General features: G+C 60.9%; 16 protein-coding genes. 15 read left to right on the top strand and 1 reads right to left on the bottom strand.

Features of this window, described 5'->3' with window-relative positions; genetic code table 11:
• The 7 genes from dnaE to nthA form a co-directional block, all read left to right on the top strand.
• On the top strand, positions 1-1834 hold a 1834-nt coding region (gene dnaE, locus AAC126_RS08105; RefSeq protein ID WP_339851971.1), incomplete at its 5' end, for a DNA polymerase III subunit alpha.
• A 13-nt stretch (positions 1835-1847) separates the two neighbouring features.
• Entirely contained in the window at positions 1848-2156 is a 309-nt protein-coding gene (locus AAC126_RS08100; protein ID WP_339851968.1) for a hypothetical protein, read from the top strand.
• A 70-nt stretch (positions 2157-2226) separates the two neighbouring features.
• The gene (locus AAC126_RS08095) at positions 2227-3768 is read left to right on the top strand and encodes a M81 family metallopeptidase (protein WP_339851965.1); all 1542 of its coding nucleotides are present in this window, start codon (positions 2227-2229) and stop codon (positions 3766-3768) included.
• Positions 3765-4433 carry an O-methyltransferase gene (locus AAC126_RS08090; RefSeq protein ID WP_339851962.1) on the top strand — a complete coding sequence of 223 codons (669 nt, stop codon included), beginning with the start codon at positions 3765-3767 and terminating at the stop codon, positions 4431-4433. The genes AAC126_RS08095 and AAC126_RS08090 overlap by 4 nt, the downstream gene beginning before the upstream one ends.
• A 71-nt stretch (positions 4434-4504) precedes the next feature.
• Complete coding sequence (locus tag AAC126_RS08085; protein ID WP_339851959.1) at positions 4505-4864, top strand: nitrile hydratase; 360 nt, start codon at positions 4505-4507, stop codon at positions 4862-4864.
• Positions 4864-5178 (top strand): SH3-like domain-containing protein, encoded by a 315-nt coding sequence (locus tag AAC126_RS08080; protein ID WP_339851957.1) that lies wholly within the window; start codon positions 4864-4866, stop codon positions 5176-5178. The genes AAC126_RS08085 and AAC126_RS08080 overlap by 1 nt, the downstream gene beginning before the upstream one ends.
• Positions 5175-5867: a nitrile hydratase subunit alpha gene (gene nthA / locus AAC126_RS08075; RefSeq protein WP_339851955.1), complete on the top strand. Its 693-nt coding sequence runs from the start codon at positions 5175-5177 to the stop codon at positions 5865-5867. The genes AAC126_RS08080 and nthA overlap by 4 nt, the downstream gene beginning before the upstream one ends.
• 15 nt (positions 5868-5882) lie before the next feature.
• Here nthA and AAC126_RS08070 read toward each other — a convergent pair whose 3' ends face one another.
• On the bottom strand, positions 5883-6644 hold the full coding sequence (locus AAC126_RS08070; protein WP_339851954.1) for a sulfite exporter TauE/SafE family protein: 762 nt from the start codon (positions 6642-6644) through the stop codon (positions 5883-5885).
• Between the two features lie 113 nt (positions 6645-6757).
• On the opposite strand from AAC126_RS08070, the gene AAC126_RS08065 reads away from it, so the two are divergent.
• The 8 genes from AAC126_RS08065 to dxr all read left to right on the top strand — a co-directional run bounded on the left by AAC126_RS08065 (position 6758) and on the right by dxr (position 13940).
• The gene (locus AAC126_RS08065; RefSeq protein WP_339851952.1) at positions 6758-7606 is read left to right on the top strand and encodes a LysR substrate-binding domain-containing protein; all 849 of its coding nucleotides are present in this window, start codon (positions 6758-6760) and stop codon (positions 7604-7606) included.
• A gap of 185 nt (positions 7607-7791) precedes the next feature.
• On the top strand, positions 7792-8619 hold the full coding sequence (gene rpsB / locus AAC126_RS08060) for a 30S ribosomal protein S2 (protein ID WP_339851951.1): 828 nt from the start codon (positions 7792-7794) through the stop codon (positions 8617-8619).
• Positions 8620-8773: 154 nt separating this feature from the next.
• Complete coding sequence (tsf, locus tag AAC126_RS08055; RefSeq protein WP_339851974.1) at positions 8774-9697, top strand: translation elongation factor Ts; 924 nt, start codon at positions 8774-8776, stop codon at positions 9695-9697.
• Between the two features lie 40 nt (positions 9698-9737).
• Entirely contained in the window at positions 9738-10490 is a 753-nt protein-coding gene (pyrH, locus tag AAC126_RS08050) for a UMP kinase (RefSeq protein ID WP_339851950.1), read from the top strand.
• A gap of 2 nt (positions 10491-10492) precedes the next feature.
• On the top strand, positions 10493-11053 hold the full coding sequence (gene frr / locus AAC126_RS08045) for a ribosome recycling factor (protein WP_339851948.1): 561 nt from the start codon (positions 10493-10495) through the stop codon (positions 11051-11053).
• Positions 11054-11056: 3 nt separating this feature from the next.
• Complete coding sequence (locus tag AAC126_RS08040) at positions 11057-11788, top strand: isoprenyl transferase (protein ID WP_339851945.1); 732 nt, start codon at positions 11057-11059, stop codon at positions 11786-11788.
• Entirely contained in the window at positions 11730-12683 is a 954-nt protein-coding gene (locus tag AAC126_RS08035) for a phosphatidate cytidylyltransferase (protein ID WP_339851943.1), read from the top strand. The genes AAC126_RS08040 and AAC126_RS08035 overlap by 59 nt, the downstream gene beginning before the upstream one ends.
• 27 nt (positions 12684-12710) lie before the next feature.
• Complete coding sequence (gene dxr / locus AAC126_RS08030) at positions 12711-13940, top strand: 1-deoxy-D-xylulose-5-phosphate reductoisomerase (protein WP_339851941.1); 1230 nt, start codon at positions 12711-12713, stop codon at positions 13938-13940.
• Positions 13941-13962: the final 22 nt, after the last annotated feature.

The following is a 13962-nucleotide window of genomic DNA, read 5'->3' as shown; positions in this document are numbered from 1 at the left end:
GGACATGCCGGCGACCCAGTTCAACATGAAATGGGTGGAACAGGCCGGGCTGGTGAAGTTCGACTTCCTGGGTCTGAAGACGCTTTCGGTGCTTCAGAATGCGGTCGATCTGCTGAAACGGCGGGATATCCATATCGATCTCTCGCAGGTCCCGCTCGACGATGCGCCGACCTTCGCCATGCTGGGACGAGCGGAATCGACCGGCGTGTTCCAGCTTGAAAGTACCGGCATGCGTGACGTGCTGCGCCGGATGAAACCTGACCGTTTCGAGGACATCATCGCGCTCGTCGCGCTCTACCGTCCGGGCCCGATGGCGAACATCCCGAAATACATCGCCTGCAAGCACGGGCAGGAGGAGCCGGACTACATGCATCCGGTTCTGGAGCCGGTGCTGAAAGAAACCTTCGGGATCATGATCTACCAGGAGCAGGTGCAGCAGGCGGCCCAGCGGCTGTCCGGCTACACGCTCGGCGGCGCTGACCTTCTGCGCCGCGCCATGGGTAAGAAGATCAAGGAGGAGATGGACGCCCAGCGCGAGACATTCGTGAATGGCGCGGTCGAGCAGAATGTGAAAGCCGAGAAGGCGTCGGAGATTTTCGACCAGATTGCCGCTTTCGCAGGCTACGGCTTCAACAAGAGCCATGCTGCCGCCTATGCGCTGGTCGCCTATCACACGGCCTATCTCAAGGCTAATTACCCGGTCGAGTTCCTGGCCGCGTCCATGACCTACGACATGAACAACACCGACAAGCTGAATGTCTTCCGGCAGGAAATCCAGCGCCTCGGTATCGATCTGCTCGGCCCGGACATCAACAAATCCTTCGTCGATTTCGTGCCGGAAATCGGCCCGAATGGAGAGCTTGCGATCCGGTACGCACTCACCGCGATCAAGAATGTCGGTGAGAGCGCCATGGAGGCGCTGATCAAGGAGCGCACGGAGAACGGCCCCTACAAGTCGATCAACGAATTCGCCAGCCGTATCGACGGCTCGGTGGTGAACAAGCGGCTGATGGAAAACCTGGTTCGGGCAGGCGGTTTCGATTGCCTGACGATGAACCGGGGGCAGTTGTTTGAAAGCGTCGAGAAAATCATGCGTCACGCCAACGCGGCGGCGGCGGAGCGCAGCTCGGACCAGGTGAGCATGTTCGGCGGCTCCGCGGGTGAGCCCGAGCCGGATATCGCGCTGGCGGACCGGCTTGACTGGCCGGCGATGGAGCGTCTGAAGGAAGAGTTCGACGCCATCGGCTTCTACCTCTCGGCCCATCCGCTCGATGCTTACGGCGCATCGCTGGAACGGCTTGGCGTGGTCCGTTCGGACCAGATTGTCGCCACAGTGAAGGCGAAGGGAAACTCCGCCCGGATCATTCTCGCCGGGATCGTCGTCGGCTCCCGCGTGCGCACGTCGAGCCGGGGCAACCGGTATGCCTTTGTCCAGCTTACCGATCAGGCGGGCGTGACGGAGGTCACGGTCTTCTCCGAGGTTCTGGCGGTCAATCGGGACTTGCTGGAGGCGGGGCAGTCATTGCTGGTGAAGGCCGACGCGAAGATCGAGGATGAGGGCATCCGGCTCACCGTGTCCCGCATCGAGGCGCTGGACAAGGCGGTTTCCGGCACGGCGGCGGGGTTGAAGATCTATCTGCGCGACCAGGACCCGATCCCGCATATCTGCGAGATGATCTCCAAGGAGAAGCCGGGGCGCGGCAAGGTCAAGCTGGTGGTCGACACGGATCACGAGGAGGTTGAGGTGGCGCTCGCCAGAACCTATACGATCTCTCCGAATTTCCGTGCGGCCATCAAGTCGCTGCCCGGTATTGTCGATGCTCGGGATATCTGATCCGGAGTGATGCATGTTTGATGCGGTTGTTCAGAAAATAATGTTTCTGGTCGGCGGGATAGCGGTGACGTTCTGCGCCGGTTACGGCCTCTATACGCTTTGGGAAGAGCATACCATGACGGGGCGCTGCTTCTCGGCGGAACGCAGGATCGAGCAGCACAAGTTCGGCATGGATTTGCAGAAACTCCTTAATCTTGAAGACCAGAAGGCCAACAGAAAGCGGACGCTCGAGCTGTGCTTCGTCGAAAAGGGGGCCTGCTACGCCGGATATGCGCGTGATTTGCAGGATTTCTGCAATTCACAAATGACATCCGGGGGGTAGGCATCGGGGGCCGAGAGTCCTAGGCTGGCCATCCTGTCTCTGACCCTCCATCACCGCCGGACCCGTTATCATGAGCAAGAAACGTATCGCGATCTGCGGATTCAATCTTGAATCCAATCGCTTCGCCCCGAGCTGTTCCCGTCCCGATTTCGAAGAGAACATGTGGTTCAAGGGCGCCGATATCGACCGCCAGGCGCGGGCGGAGCATCCCTCGATCCATCTCGGGATCTGCGGGTTTTATGATATCATGGACGAGAAATTCGGTGGTCCCGCCGGATGGGAGCCGGTGCCGGCCCTGGTGATCGGCTCATGTCCGGCAGGGCCTGTCGAGGAAGCGTTCTTCAACGAGTTCCTGGCGGAGCTGAAAGCGGATCTGGAAGCCGGCGGCACGGTGGATGGCGTCTATATCTGCGAGCATGGTGGCGCCTGCGCCACCCACACTCACGATCCGGACGGTGAGGTCTTCAAGCTGGTGCGTGATGTGGTCGGGCCGGACGTGCCGGTGATCGCGACGCTGGACCTGCATGCCAACGTCTCCGAGGAGATGATGGAAGCGACCGATCTGATGATCGGCTACATCACCAACCCGCATGTCGATCTCTATGAGCGCGGTTGCGAGGCGGCCAAGGCGATGCTGGAGATGTTCGACGGTGTGGAGACCGCATCCTATCGCATCCGGTTGCCGCTGGTGGCGCCGTCGGTCACTCAACTGACAGCCGAAGGGCATCCGTATGGCGACCTGATCCGGCTTGGGCAGACCAAACTCGATGCCAGTGTGATGAACGTGACCTGCCTTTCCGGTTTCGCCTTCTGCGACACGCCGAAGAACGGCATGACGGTGATCGTGACAACCCGGGGGGACGCCGAAGACGCGAAACGCGTGGCGACCGATCTGGCGGAAGCCGCCTGGAACGATCATCAGCGCTATGTCCCGACGATGACCGCTCTGGACGACGCGGCCACTCTTGCCAGGAGCGTCAGCGCGGATGCTTCCCGCGAGCCGATCCTGTTCGCGGACCCGGCGGATAATCCCGGCGGCGGCGGGCGCGGCAATACGACCTATATCCTGAAGGCCTTCCTCGATGCCGGCGTGACCGGCTGTACCTTCGCGGTGTTTTTCGATCCGGCCGCGGTCCGGGCTGCGAAGGCCGCCGGTGTGGGCGCGACGATCGACATCACGCTGAACAGCGAGGAAGACAACAGCTTCTCTGACAAGCTCGACGTGACGGCGGAGATTCTGCATCTCTCCGATGGAGTTTTCGTCGGCAATTACGGCATGGTCGAGGGCAAGACGACGGATCTCGGCGATACGGCGGTGCTGAAAGTAGGCGGTATCAAGATCGTTTGCATTACCAAACGGACCCAGTGCCTCTCGCCGGATTATCTGACCGCATTCGGGATCGATGCGGCTGCCGAGCGCTGCATCGTGGTCAAGTCGCGCGGGCATTTCCGGGCGGGTTACGCCCACATGTTCCCGCCGGAGCGGATCGTGGAGGTGGACGTGCCGGGATTGACTTCGCCGAACCTCGCGAATTTCGACTGGAAATATGTTCAGCGGCCTTTCTTCCCCGTCGACGGGGACGCCGCCACCTGGGATCGGAGCCAAGCATGAGCCAGGAAATCTGGAATGCCGTCGACGATTACTTCACGGCGGAACTGGTGCCCGAACAGGCGGGGTTCCAGAAAGCGCTGGATGCCAGTGACGCCTCGAACCTGCCCGCTATCAGCGTTTCGGCCAATCAGGGCAAGTTCCTGCATCTGATTGCCAGGATGATCGGGGCGAAGAAGGTGCTGGAGGTCGGCACGCTCGGCGGTTACAGCACGCTCTGGTTTGCCTGTGCGCTTCCGGCAAACGGCAAGGTCGTGACGCTGGAGTTCGAGCCACTGCATGCCGAGGTGGCGCGCGCCAATTTCCGGGACGCCGGGTATCAGGACATGATCGAGGTGCGCGTCGGCGCAGCGCTCGACAGTTTGCCGGGCGTGGAAGCGGATGGCGTGGGGCCGTTCGATATCGCTTTCATCGATGCGGACAAGCAGAACAATCCCGGTTATTTCGAATGGGCCATGAAGCTGGTCCGTCCGGGTGGCGTGATCCTGGTGGATAATGTCGTGCGCCGGGGCCAGGTGCTGGAAGCCGGGACTGCGGATCTGGATGTTCAGGGCGTTCGCAAGGTGATCGCGATGATCAAGGCCGATCCCCGGGTGGATGCGACGGCGCTGCAGGTCGTCGGCTCGAAAGGCTATGACGGCCTGGCTATCTGCCTCGTGAAACCGTGATCCGGACGGGCTTGCGGTCCGTGCTTACATTGGCCAGCATGGCCTCTGAATTCTGAAAGGGAGGAGCTGCGATGGAACGGGATTTTACCGCGCGCGGCCATCATGACATGGGCGGCCTTCCGGCGGGCGAGATCGACCGGGAAGAGCATGATTACGCGCTTTGGGAAAAGCGGGTCGATGCCCTGATGATGATCTGCACGAACCGGCTGAAGCTGATGACGGTGGATCAGTTGCGCAAGGGCATCGAGGCCCTGCCGCCAAGTGCCTATGACGACATGACCTATTATGAGCGCTGGATCTCTTCGGTCACCAACACGCTGCTGGAGCGTGGTGTGTTTACCGCGGACGAACTCGGTGCCAAGATTGAAGAAGTTAGGGCGCGCTATCCGGACGGCGTGATGCCGGAAGGCAGCGCCGGAGGAGGGTGCTGATGGCACGCTTCGCGGTCGGCGACCGGGTCCGGGTCCACAAGCAGTTCCCGCCGACTCCGCCGAGCCATATCCGCACGCCGTATTATGTGCGCGGGCATACGGGCATTGTGGAGCGAATCTGCGGCGCCTTCCGCAATCCGGAGGAACTGGCTTTCGGACGCGACGGCGCGCCTGAAATACCGCTCTACCGGGTGCGCTTTCGTCAGAAGGATCTCTGGTCGGATTACGAGGGCCACGAGGACGATAAAATCGACATCGAGATCTTCGAGTTCTGGCTCGACCAGGCCGGGGAATCTGAAGGAGAAACGGCATGAGCACCGGGCATGACGATCATGGTCACGATCATGGGCATCATCACCACCACGATCATGACCACGACCACCTGCATCCCTACGATCCGGAGCATCATCATCCGCACCGGGCCGATCAGGATGACAGCATGACCTATTACCGCCTGATGGAAGAGGCGGTGCGCGAGTTGATGATCGACAAGGGCCTGGTGACGGCGGACGACATCCGCGCCGAGGTCGAAGCGATGGATGCCCGCAGCCCGGCGAACGGGGCGCTTGTCGTCGCCCGGGCCTGGACGGACCCTGACTTCAAGAAGCGGTTGATCGCGAGCCCGAAGGAAGCAATTGCCGAGGTCGGGCACGATATCGGGCCGATGAAGCTGATCGTGCTGGAGAACACGCCGGAGGTGCATAACGTCGTGGTCTGCACGCTCTGCTCCTGCTATCCGCGCTGGATCCTCGGTATCCCGCCGGACTGGTACAAGAGCCGCTCCTATCGTTCCCGCGTTGTGCGGGAGCCGCGGGCCGTGCTCCGTGAATTCGGCACGGAGATCGCTGATAACCGTGCGGTGCGGGTCCACGACAGCACGGCCGACATGCGCTACATGGTCCTGCCGATGCGGCCCGAGGGCACGGACGGCATGAGCGAGGAAGCGCTTGCCGCCCTTGTCCACCGGGATTCGATGATCGGGGTGACGGAAGTCACCGCCTAACACATGAGGGATCTGTCAGGCGTTGCCCATGCGGTAGAAATAGACGCCTGACAGCAGTACGCCGAAAGCGATGACCGCGATCCGCAGATAGCGCTCGTTCACGTATTTTGCGCAGCGGCCGCCCATATAGCCGCCAATTGTGCTGCCGACCATCATCGCGGCGGCTTCCGGCCATGCGATCAGGCCTCCTATGCCGAAAACACCGATGCTCAGAATGGTGAAGCTTGCCGCGAGCAGGTTCTTCAGGCTGTTCGCCATATGGAATGTCGCAAAGCCCATGATCTGCACCATGGCGAGCAGGATGATGCCGAGACCGGCTCCGAAATAGCCTCCGTAGATGGAGAAGGCGAAGAGCGCGATACGGGCCAGGGTCTGGCTTGCATGATCGCCGAAATGCCGGATCGCACGCGCGCGGAGCAGATCGCCGAATGCGAACAGTCCGGTAGCGAACAGAATCAGAAACGGGATGAGAGCGTCGAACAGTTTCGGGTCGGACACCGTTAGAAGGAGTGATCCGCAAATAGCCCCAAGACCCGAGTACGCCATCAAGGGCCAGACCCGGTGCCCGATCTCTCTCAGCTCTTGGCGATAAGCGGGCAGGGCGCTGAGGTTGGACGGCAGCATCGCAAGATAGTTGGTCGCATTGGCCACGAGTGACGGCAGTCCCACCGCCATGAGGGCGGGGAAGGTGAACAATGTGGCGCCGCCGGCGATCGCATTCCACACGCCTCCGACGAGGCCGATAGAAAACAGAAGAAGAATTGTTTCGAGGGGCATGTGCTTCGGGCGCTCCGGTGGAAGTGAGTGACGTTGAGGGGGCACCATAGAGACGTGCAGATATTCGAAAAAATGAATTGAAATAATCAATGAAATCGTAAAAAACGAACGCTATGGCGCTGAACAACGATTTGCTGCGCACTTTTATCGTGATCGCGGAATGCGGAAATCTGACCCAGGCAGCATCCCGGCTGAACCGGACGCAGTCGGCCGTCAGCGTGCAGTTGCGCAAGCTGGAAGAGGCCCTCCGGGTCACGCTGTTCGAGCGTGGTGCACGGGGCATGCGCCTCAGCCCGGCGGGAGAGCAGCTGTTACCAGCGGCCCGGCGTACCCTCGCTGAATTCGAGCGGACGGCCCGGCTGTTCGAGACGCCGCTGTCCGGCCGGTTGAGGATCGGCATTCCGGACGATTATGACGATACGGTCTTTGAAGCGGCCCTGGCCGATTTCAGCAACCGCAATCCGGGAGTCGAGATCGTTGTTGAATCGGGATGTACCTCGGCTTTCGCCGCCGCTGTGGAAGGCGGGCGTCTCGATGTCGCAATATGTTCGGCACCTGAGTCGGTTCCGGGGGAGCCCCTTTTATCGGAGCCCACGGTCTGGGTGGCGCGGGATCGCATGGTTCTGAACCAAAGCGAGGATGTACCATTGGCCCTGCTTGATCGTGGGTGCCCCTGGTGCCGTCTGCCGACGGAGGCGTTGAAGCGTGCGGGACGCGGCTGGCGGGTAGCCTATACGAGCCAGAGTTTCTCCAGTCTGCGATCCGCAATCCGCGCGGGACTTGCGGTTGGTGTTCTGCCCCTGGGATGTGTGGAGCCGGGAATGCGGATTCTTTCATCCGCGGAAGGTTTTCCGGAACTGCCTGCATCCAATCGCGCGATCCTGGTCGGCGGGGCAGCCCGGTCGGACCTCGCCGGAGCGATGGCGGAAGCGATAAGGGGGGCTGTTCGGGGCCGGAGTTAATCGCCAGCGTAACATTTACCTGTGTCTTGCCCCTTGCATTTAGCCTTCGTAGACATTAGAAACCGCGCATTCATCACGCACACGGGTGTGCGCGGTGTCGGGGAGACATCCCGGCGCAGCGCTCCGGTGTCCGGGCAGGTGCCTGGGCAAAACCCGTGGAGGCATAACCGGAGAAAGACGGAAAGATGAGCGTTCCCACGTTTACGATGCGCCAGCTGCTTGAAGCTGGTGTCCATTTCGGCCATCACACGCGCCGCTGGAACCCGAAGATGGAAGAGTACATCTTTGGCGTCCGCAACAATGTTCACATTCTCGACCTGCAGCAGACGGTTCCGCTTCTGTATCGCGCCCTGTCCGCGATCCGCGACGTCACCGCGTCCGGTGGCCGCGTGCTCATGGTCGGCACCAAGCGCCAGGCTGCTGATGTAATTGCCGAGACCGCGTCCAAGACCGGTCAGTATTACGTCAACCACCGCTGGCTCGGCGGCATGCTGACCAACTGGAAGACCATCTCCAACTCGATCCGCCGCTTGAAAGAGCTGGAAGAGCGTTTCGAGCAGGGCATGCAGGGTCTGACCAAGAAAGAGCAGCTCAACCTGTCCCGCGAGCGCGAGAAACTCGATCGCTCCCTCGGTGGCATCAAGGAAATGGGTGGCCTTCCGGACATCATGTTCGTGATCGACACCAACAAGGAACAGCTTGCCATTCAGGAAGCCAACACGCTGGGTATTCCGGTCGTGGCCATCCTGGACAGCAACAGCGACCCGAAGGGCATCAGCTACCCGATCCCGGGTAACGACGATGCGATGCGCGCCGTTTCGCTGTATTGCGAGCTGGTCGGTAATACCGTTCTCGCCGGTCTGCAGGAAGAAATGATGGCTTCCGGCACCGATGTCGGCGAGTCGGAAGAAGCTCCGGTCGAACCGGCTGTTGAGGCCGCTGCCGAAGCTCCGGCCGAAGCCGCTGCTGAGCCGGCTGCCGAAGCTGCTGCTACGGAAACCGCAAGCGCCTAATCGCTCCGGTTTGCTATACTGATCGTGATAGCGGCGGCACGCACAAGCGGAGCCGCCGCCGTTACGAGATGGGTTCGAAAAGTTACGATTGTTTGACAGGCCCGCCGGCCCCGACAGGGGATCGGACGGCATGAGCAACGAAAAGAGGAAGACGATGGCTGTCACCGCTGCGATGGTTAAGGAACTGCGCGAGAAGTCCGGCGCGGGCATGATGGATTGCAAAAAGGCGCTGGGCGAAACCGACGGCAATATTGAAGCCGCGATCGACTGGCTGCGGACCAAAGGTCTTGCCGCTGCCGCCAAGAAATCTGGCCGCGTGGCTGCCGAAGGTCTGGTCGCTGTTGTGACCGAAGGCAACAAGGGTGCGCTGATCGAGGTCAATGCGGAAACCGACTTCGTTGCCCGTAATGCCGAGTTCCAGGGTTTCGTGTCTACGCTTGGAAGCCTCGTTCTCGCCAATGGCGACGATGTCGATGCGCTGAAGAGCACGGCCTATCCGGAAACCGGCCGTACCGTGGAAGAGCAGCTGACTCACAACATCGCCACCATCGGCGAGAACATGAGCATCCGCCGCGCCGTGTCGATCTCTGTCTCCAACGGCGTTGTCGTTCCCTACGTCCATAACGCGGTCGTACCGGGCCTTGGCAAGATCGGCGTGCTGATCGCGCTGGAATCGACCGCGGATGCCGGCAAGCTTTCCGAGCTTGGCAAGCAGCTCGCCATGCATGTCGCCGCGACGTCCCCGCAGAGCCTCTCCGTCGACGATCTCGATCCGGAGCTGGTCGAGCGCGAGCGTGCCGTTCTCGTGGATCAGGCGAAAGCCTCCGGTAAAACGGAAGAGATCGCCCAGAAGATGGTCGAAGGCCGTATCCGCAAATATTATCAGGAAGTCGTCCTGCTCGAGCAGACCTTCGTGATCGACAACGAGAACAAGGTCTCCAAGGTTATCGAGAATGCCGCAAAGGAACTCGGTACCGAGGTGAAGCTCGTCGGCTTCCGCCATTTCGTGCTTGGCGAAGGCATCGAAAAGGAAGAAGAAGACTTTGCCGCCGAAGTGGCAGCCACGCTGGGCAGCTAATCGGCAGGATGGGACCTGAAATTATACGGGGGAGAGCAATATGACGGCGATCGAAGAAGGTCAGGAGCCGCCGGCTCCCAAGTATAAACGGGTTCTGATGAAGATTTCGGGTGAAGCCCTTATGGGCGAAAGGGCCTATGGCCTTGACCCGGATATGGTCTCCCAGGTCGCGAACGAGATTAGATCCGTTTGGGACCTGGGTGGCGAAGTCTGCGTCGTCATTGGTGGCGGCAATATCTTTCGCGGCGTTTCCGCTGCCGCGAAGGGGATGGAACGGGCTACCGCCGACTATATGGGCATGCTGGCGACGGTGATGAACGCCCTTGCCATGCAGAGCGCACTCGAGGGCATTGGCGTGCCGTGCCGGGTGCTCTCCGCTCTGCCTATTTCCGCAGTGGCGGAGCCCTATATCCGCCGCCGGGCCGTGCGCCACATGGAAAAGCGCCGGGTGGTGATTTTCGCCGCGGGCACCGGCAACCCCTTTTTCACGACCGATACCGCTGCCGCGCTGCGGGCCTCCGAAATGGGCTGCGACGCGATGCTGAAGGCGACAAAGGTCGACGGCGTCTATGATGCCGATCCTGCACTCTCCAAGGACGCGGTACGCTACGATCAGCTGACCTACATGGATGTTCTGTCGAAGGACCTCAGGGTCATGGATGCATCGGCGATCTCGCTCGCACGCGAGAACAGCATTCCGATCCTTGTCTTTTCGATAGAGAATGTGGGAGCTTTTGCGGATGTCATCCGCGGACGCGGTACCTTCACAATCATAAGCGAGAAGGCTGAATAAAAATGTCTGAAGGACCCGATCTCGACGATCTCAAGCGCCGCATGGACGGCGCAATTTCCGCTCTGGAAAAAGAATTCCAGGGCCTCCGGACCGGCCGAGCCTCCGTCAATCTGCTTGAGCCTATCGTGGTTGATGCCTATGGCTCGAAGATGCCGATCAATCAGGTCGGCACCGTGGGCGTGCCGGAGCCGCGCATGCTCACCGTCCAGGTCTGGGACAAGTCCATGACCAAGGCGGTTGAAAAAGCGATCCGCGAGTCCGATCTCGGTCTCAACCCGCAGGTCGATGGCCAGCTTCTGCGTATTCCGCTGCCGGATCTTTCCGAAGAGCGCCGCGCGGAGCTTGCCAAGGTCGCGGCGAAATATGCCGAGTCGGCCCGCATCGCGGTCCGCAATGTCCGCCGTGACGGCATGGACAGCCTTAAAAAGGCCGAAAAAGATGGCGACCTTTCCCAGGACGAGCGCCACCTCTACGAAGAGGAAGTGCAGGAGATGACGGACAAGTTCGTCTCCCGTATCGACGAGGCGCTCGGCACCAAGGAAAAGGAGATCATGCAGGTCTGACCGATGGCTGAATCCGACGCACAACAACAACCAAAACATCCGCGTCACATCGCCATCATCATGGATGGCAATGGCCGTTGGGCGAACGCACGGGGATTGCCGCGTACGGTTGGCCATCAGCGTGGCGCGGAAGCGGTACGGCGTACCGTCGAGGCATCGATCGATCTCGGGATCGGCTATCTGACGCTGTTCGGGTTCTCCTCGGAGAACTGGAAACGGCCGAAGATGGAGGTTCTCGACCTGATGGGGCTGTTGCGCCGCTATCTGAAAAGCGAGATTGCAGAGCTGCATGAGAAGGGCGTCCGGTTCCGGGTGATCGGCGACCGGGCGCGGCTTGATCGCGATATCGTCAGTCTGATCGAGCAGGCAGAGCGTCTGACCAGGGAGAATGACCGCCTGGTCCTGACTATTGCGCTCAGCTATGGCGGGCGTGCCGAAATTGTCGGCACGGCGCGCCGTCTGGCGCAGCTGGTTGCCGATGGTGCCCTGAAGCCGGATCAGATCAGCGAACAGATGTTTGGCGAAGCGCTTGAAACGGCGGATATTCCGGATCCGGATCTGTTGATCCGGACCAGTGGCGAGAAACGAATCTCGAACTTCATGCTGTGGCAGTGCGCCTATTCGGAATATGTGTTCCTGCCGACGCTGTGGCCCGATTTCGGCAAGGATCAGCTGAGTGAAGCCATTGACGAATTCTGTCAGCGGGACCGGCGCTTCGGCGCTGCCGTCGGCTGACCTGGAGATGCCGGGTAGAGAGAATGATCCGGCGCCGGATGGTGTAGGCCCCGGTCCCGTACAGGCACCCGCCTCCGCTGGCCGTTCGCGGGAGCTTGTTCTGCGGATTGTGTCCTCCATTGTCATTCTGCCTCCGGTCATTCTGCTGTTTTGGCTCGGGAATTATTATTTTCTGATACTCGTGGCGCTGCTTTCCGCTGCCATGGCCTGGGAATGGTGCAATCTGGTTGCACCGGGCAGCGCACCGGCGATCAGCCGTCTGACGGCTCTGGTTGCCGCCATGCTTGTTGGGCTGGCTGCCTGCAGTCTGTGGCTGCCATCGGCATTACTGGCTTTGTGCGGGCTGCCGCTGGTCCATGCGGTTGCGGTGCGCCTGCTGACCGGTGCCTGGACATTGAAGCTGCTTCCGGGCCTGTTGATCGCATTCGCCCCCGCATTCGCCATCTACTGGGTGCGGGTAATGCCTGATCACGGGCTCGATACGGCCCTGTGGCTGGCGCTTTCAGTGGTGATCACCGATGTTGCGGCTTACGCTGCCGGCCGCACTATCGGCGGGCCGAAAATCTGGCCGCGGGTCAGCCCGAACAAGACCTGGGCGGGGCTGATCGGCGGAATGGCCGGAAGTGCCGGTTTCGGCGCGCTTCTGGCTCTGAATCTCGGCCATGAACCTGGTCTTATTGCCCTCGCGGGGGCAGTCATCGCCATCGTCGCGCAGGCGGGTGACTTTGCCGAGTCAGCCCTGAAGCGTTATTTCGATGTTAAGGACTCCGGGCGCCTGATACCCGGGCATGGCGGCATTCTTGACCGGGTAGACGGTCAGGTCACCGTTCTGCCCTTGGCGGCGGCACTGATGCTTCTCTCCGGGAAGAGCATACTGCTCTGGACATGGCCCTAAGGCGACATGCTGAGAACGACTGACACAATGCAGAATCAGCAACGCAAGTCTGTTTCCATCCTCGGTGCCACTGGCTCCGTCGGAGGCAGTACGACGGACTTGCTGCTGGCAAATCCCGGCAGCTTCTCCGTGGTGGCCCTTTCTGGTGGCCGTAACGTCGCGCGTCTGGCGCAGCTCGCGCACGCGCTGAAACCCGAATTTGTCGCGATTGCCGATCCGGATGGGTATGCCGATCTGAAGAATGCCCTGTCCGGAACCGGAATCGAGATTGCAGCAGGTGATGCCGCTGTCTGCGAGGCTGCTGCACGCCCGTCTGATTGGGTCATGGCTGCTATTGTCGGGTGTGCCGGTCTGCTGCCCACGCTGACGGCGGTCCGCCGCGGTGCGACGGTGGCGCTTGCTAACAAGGAATGCCTCGTTTCCGCCGGCGATATCATGATGCGGGAGGTCGAGGCCTCGGGCGCGACGCTGCTGCCGGTCGATTCAGAGCACAATGCGATTTTCCAGGTGTTCGAGCAGCACCGGCGGAAGGCCATCGACAAGATCGTGCTGACGGCGTCCGGGGGACCGTTCCGGGATGCAACGCTGGCGGAGATGGCCCGGAAGACGCCCGAGGAAGCGGTGGCGCACCCGCAATGGAGCATGGGCTCCAAGATCTCGGTTGATTCCGCGACCATGATGAACAAGGGGCTTGAAGTTATTGAAGCCGCGCATCTTTTCGATCTGGATGTGGACCGGATAGACGTTCTGGTTCACCCGCAATCGATCATCCATAGCATGGTGGCTTACTCGGACGGCTCGGTGCTGGCGCAGCTCGGCATGCCGGACATGCGAACCCCGATTTCCTATGCGCTGGCCTGGCCAGAGCGGATGGAAACCACAGTCCAGAAGCTCGATCTTACCGAGATCGCCAAGCTGACTTTCTTTGCGCCTGACATGGAGCGTTTCCCCGCACTGGCACTGGCGCGTGAAGCCCTTCGCTCTGGTGGGGCGCATCCCGCGATCCTGAATGCTTCCAACGAAATTGGTGTGGAAGCTTTTCTGGACAAGCGGCTCCCGTTCACGGGGATTGCGGAACTCGTGGGAGACGCAATGCAGACCGTAAATGCAGGTGTCGCGAAGACAATCGACGATGTGATCGCGCTTGATCTTGATGTTCGCGCACAGGCGCGGGAGCTGATTTCGCGCGGCCGCCGGACGGCGGCACCTGTTCGCGTCTCCGAGAGCGCCATTGAGATTGAGGCCAAGCGTCTCTAAATAGTACCAATCGTAACAAACC

Source organism: uncultured Nisaea sp. (genome assembly GCF_963974195.1).
Taxonomy (GTDB): domain Bacteria; phylum Pseudomonadota; class Alphaproteobacteria; order Thalassobaculales; family Thalassobaculaceae; genus Nisaea.
This window is presented reverse-complemented; position numbering and strand designations above follow the sequence as displayed.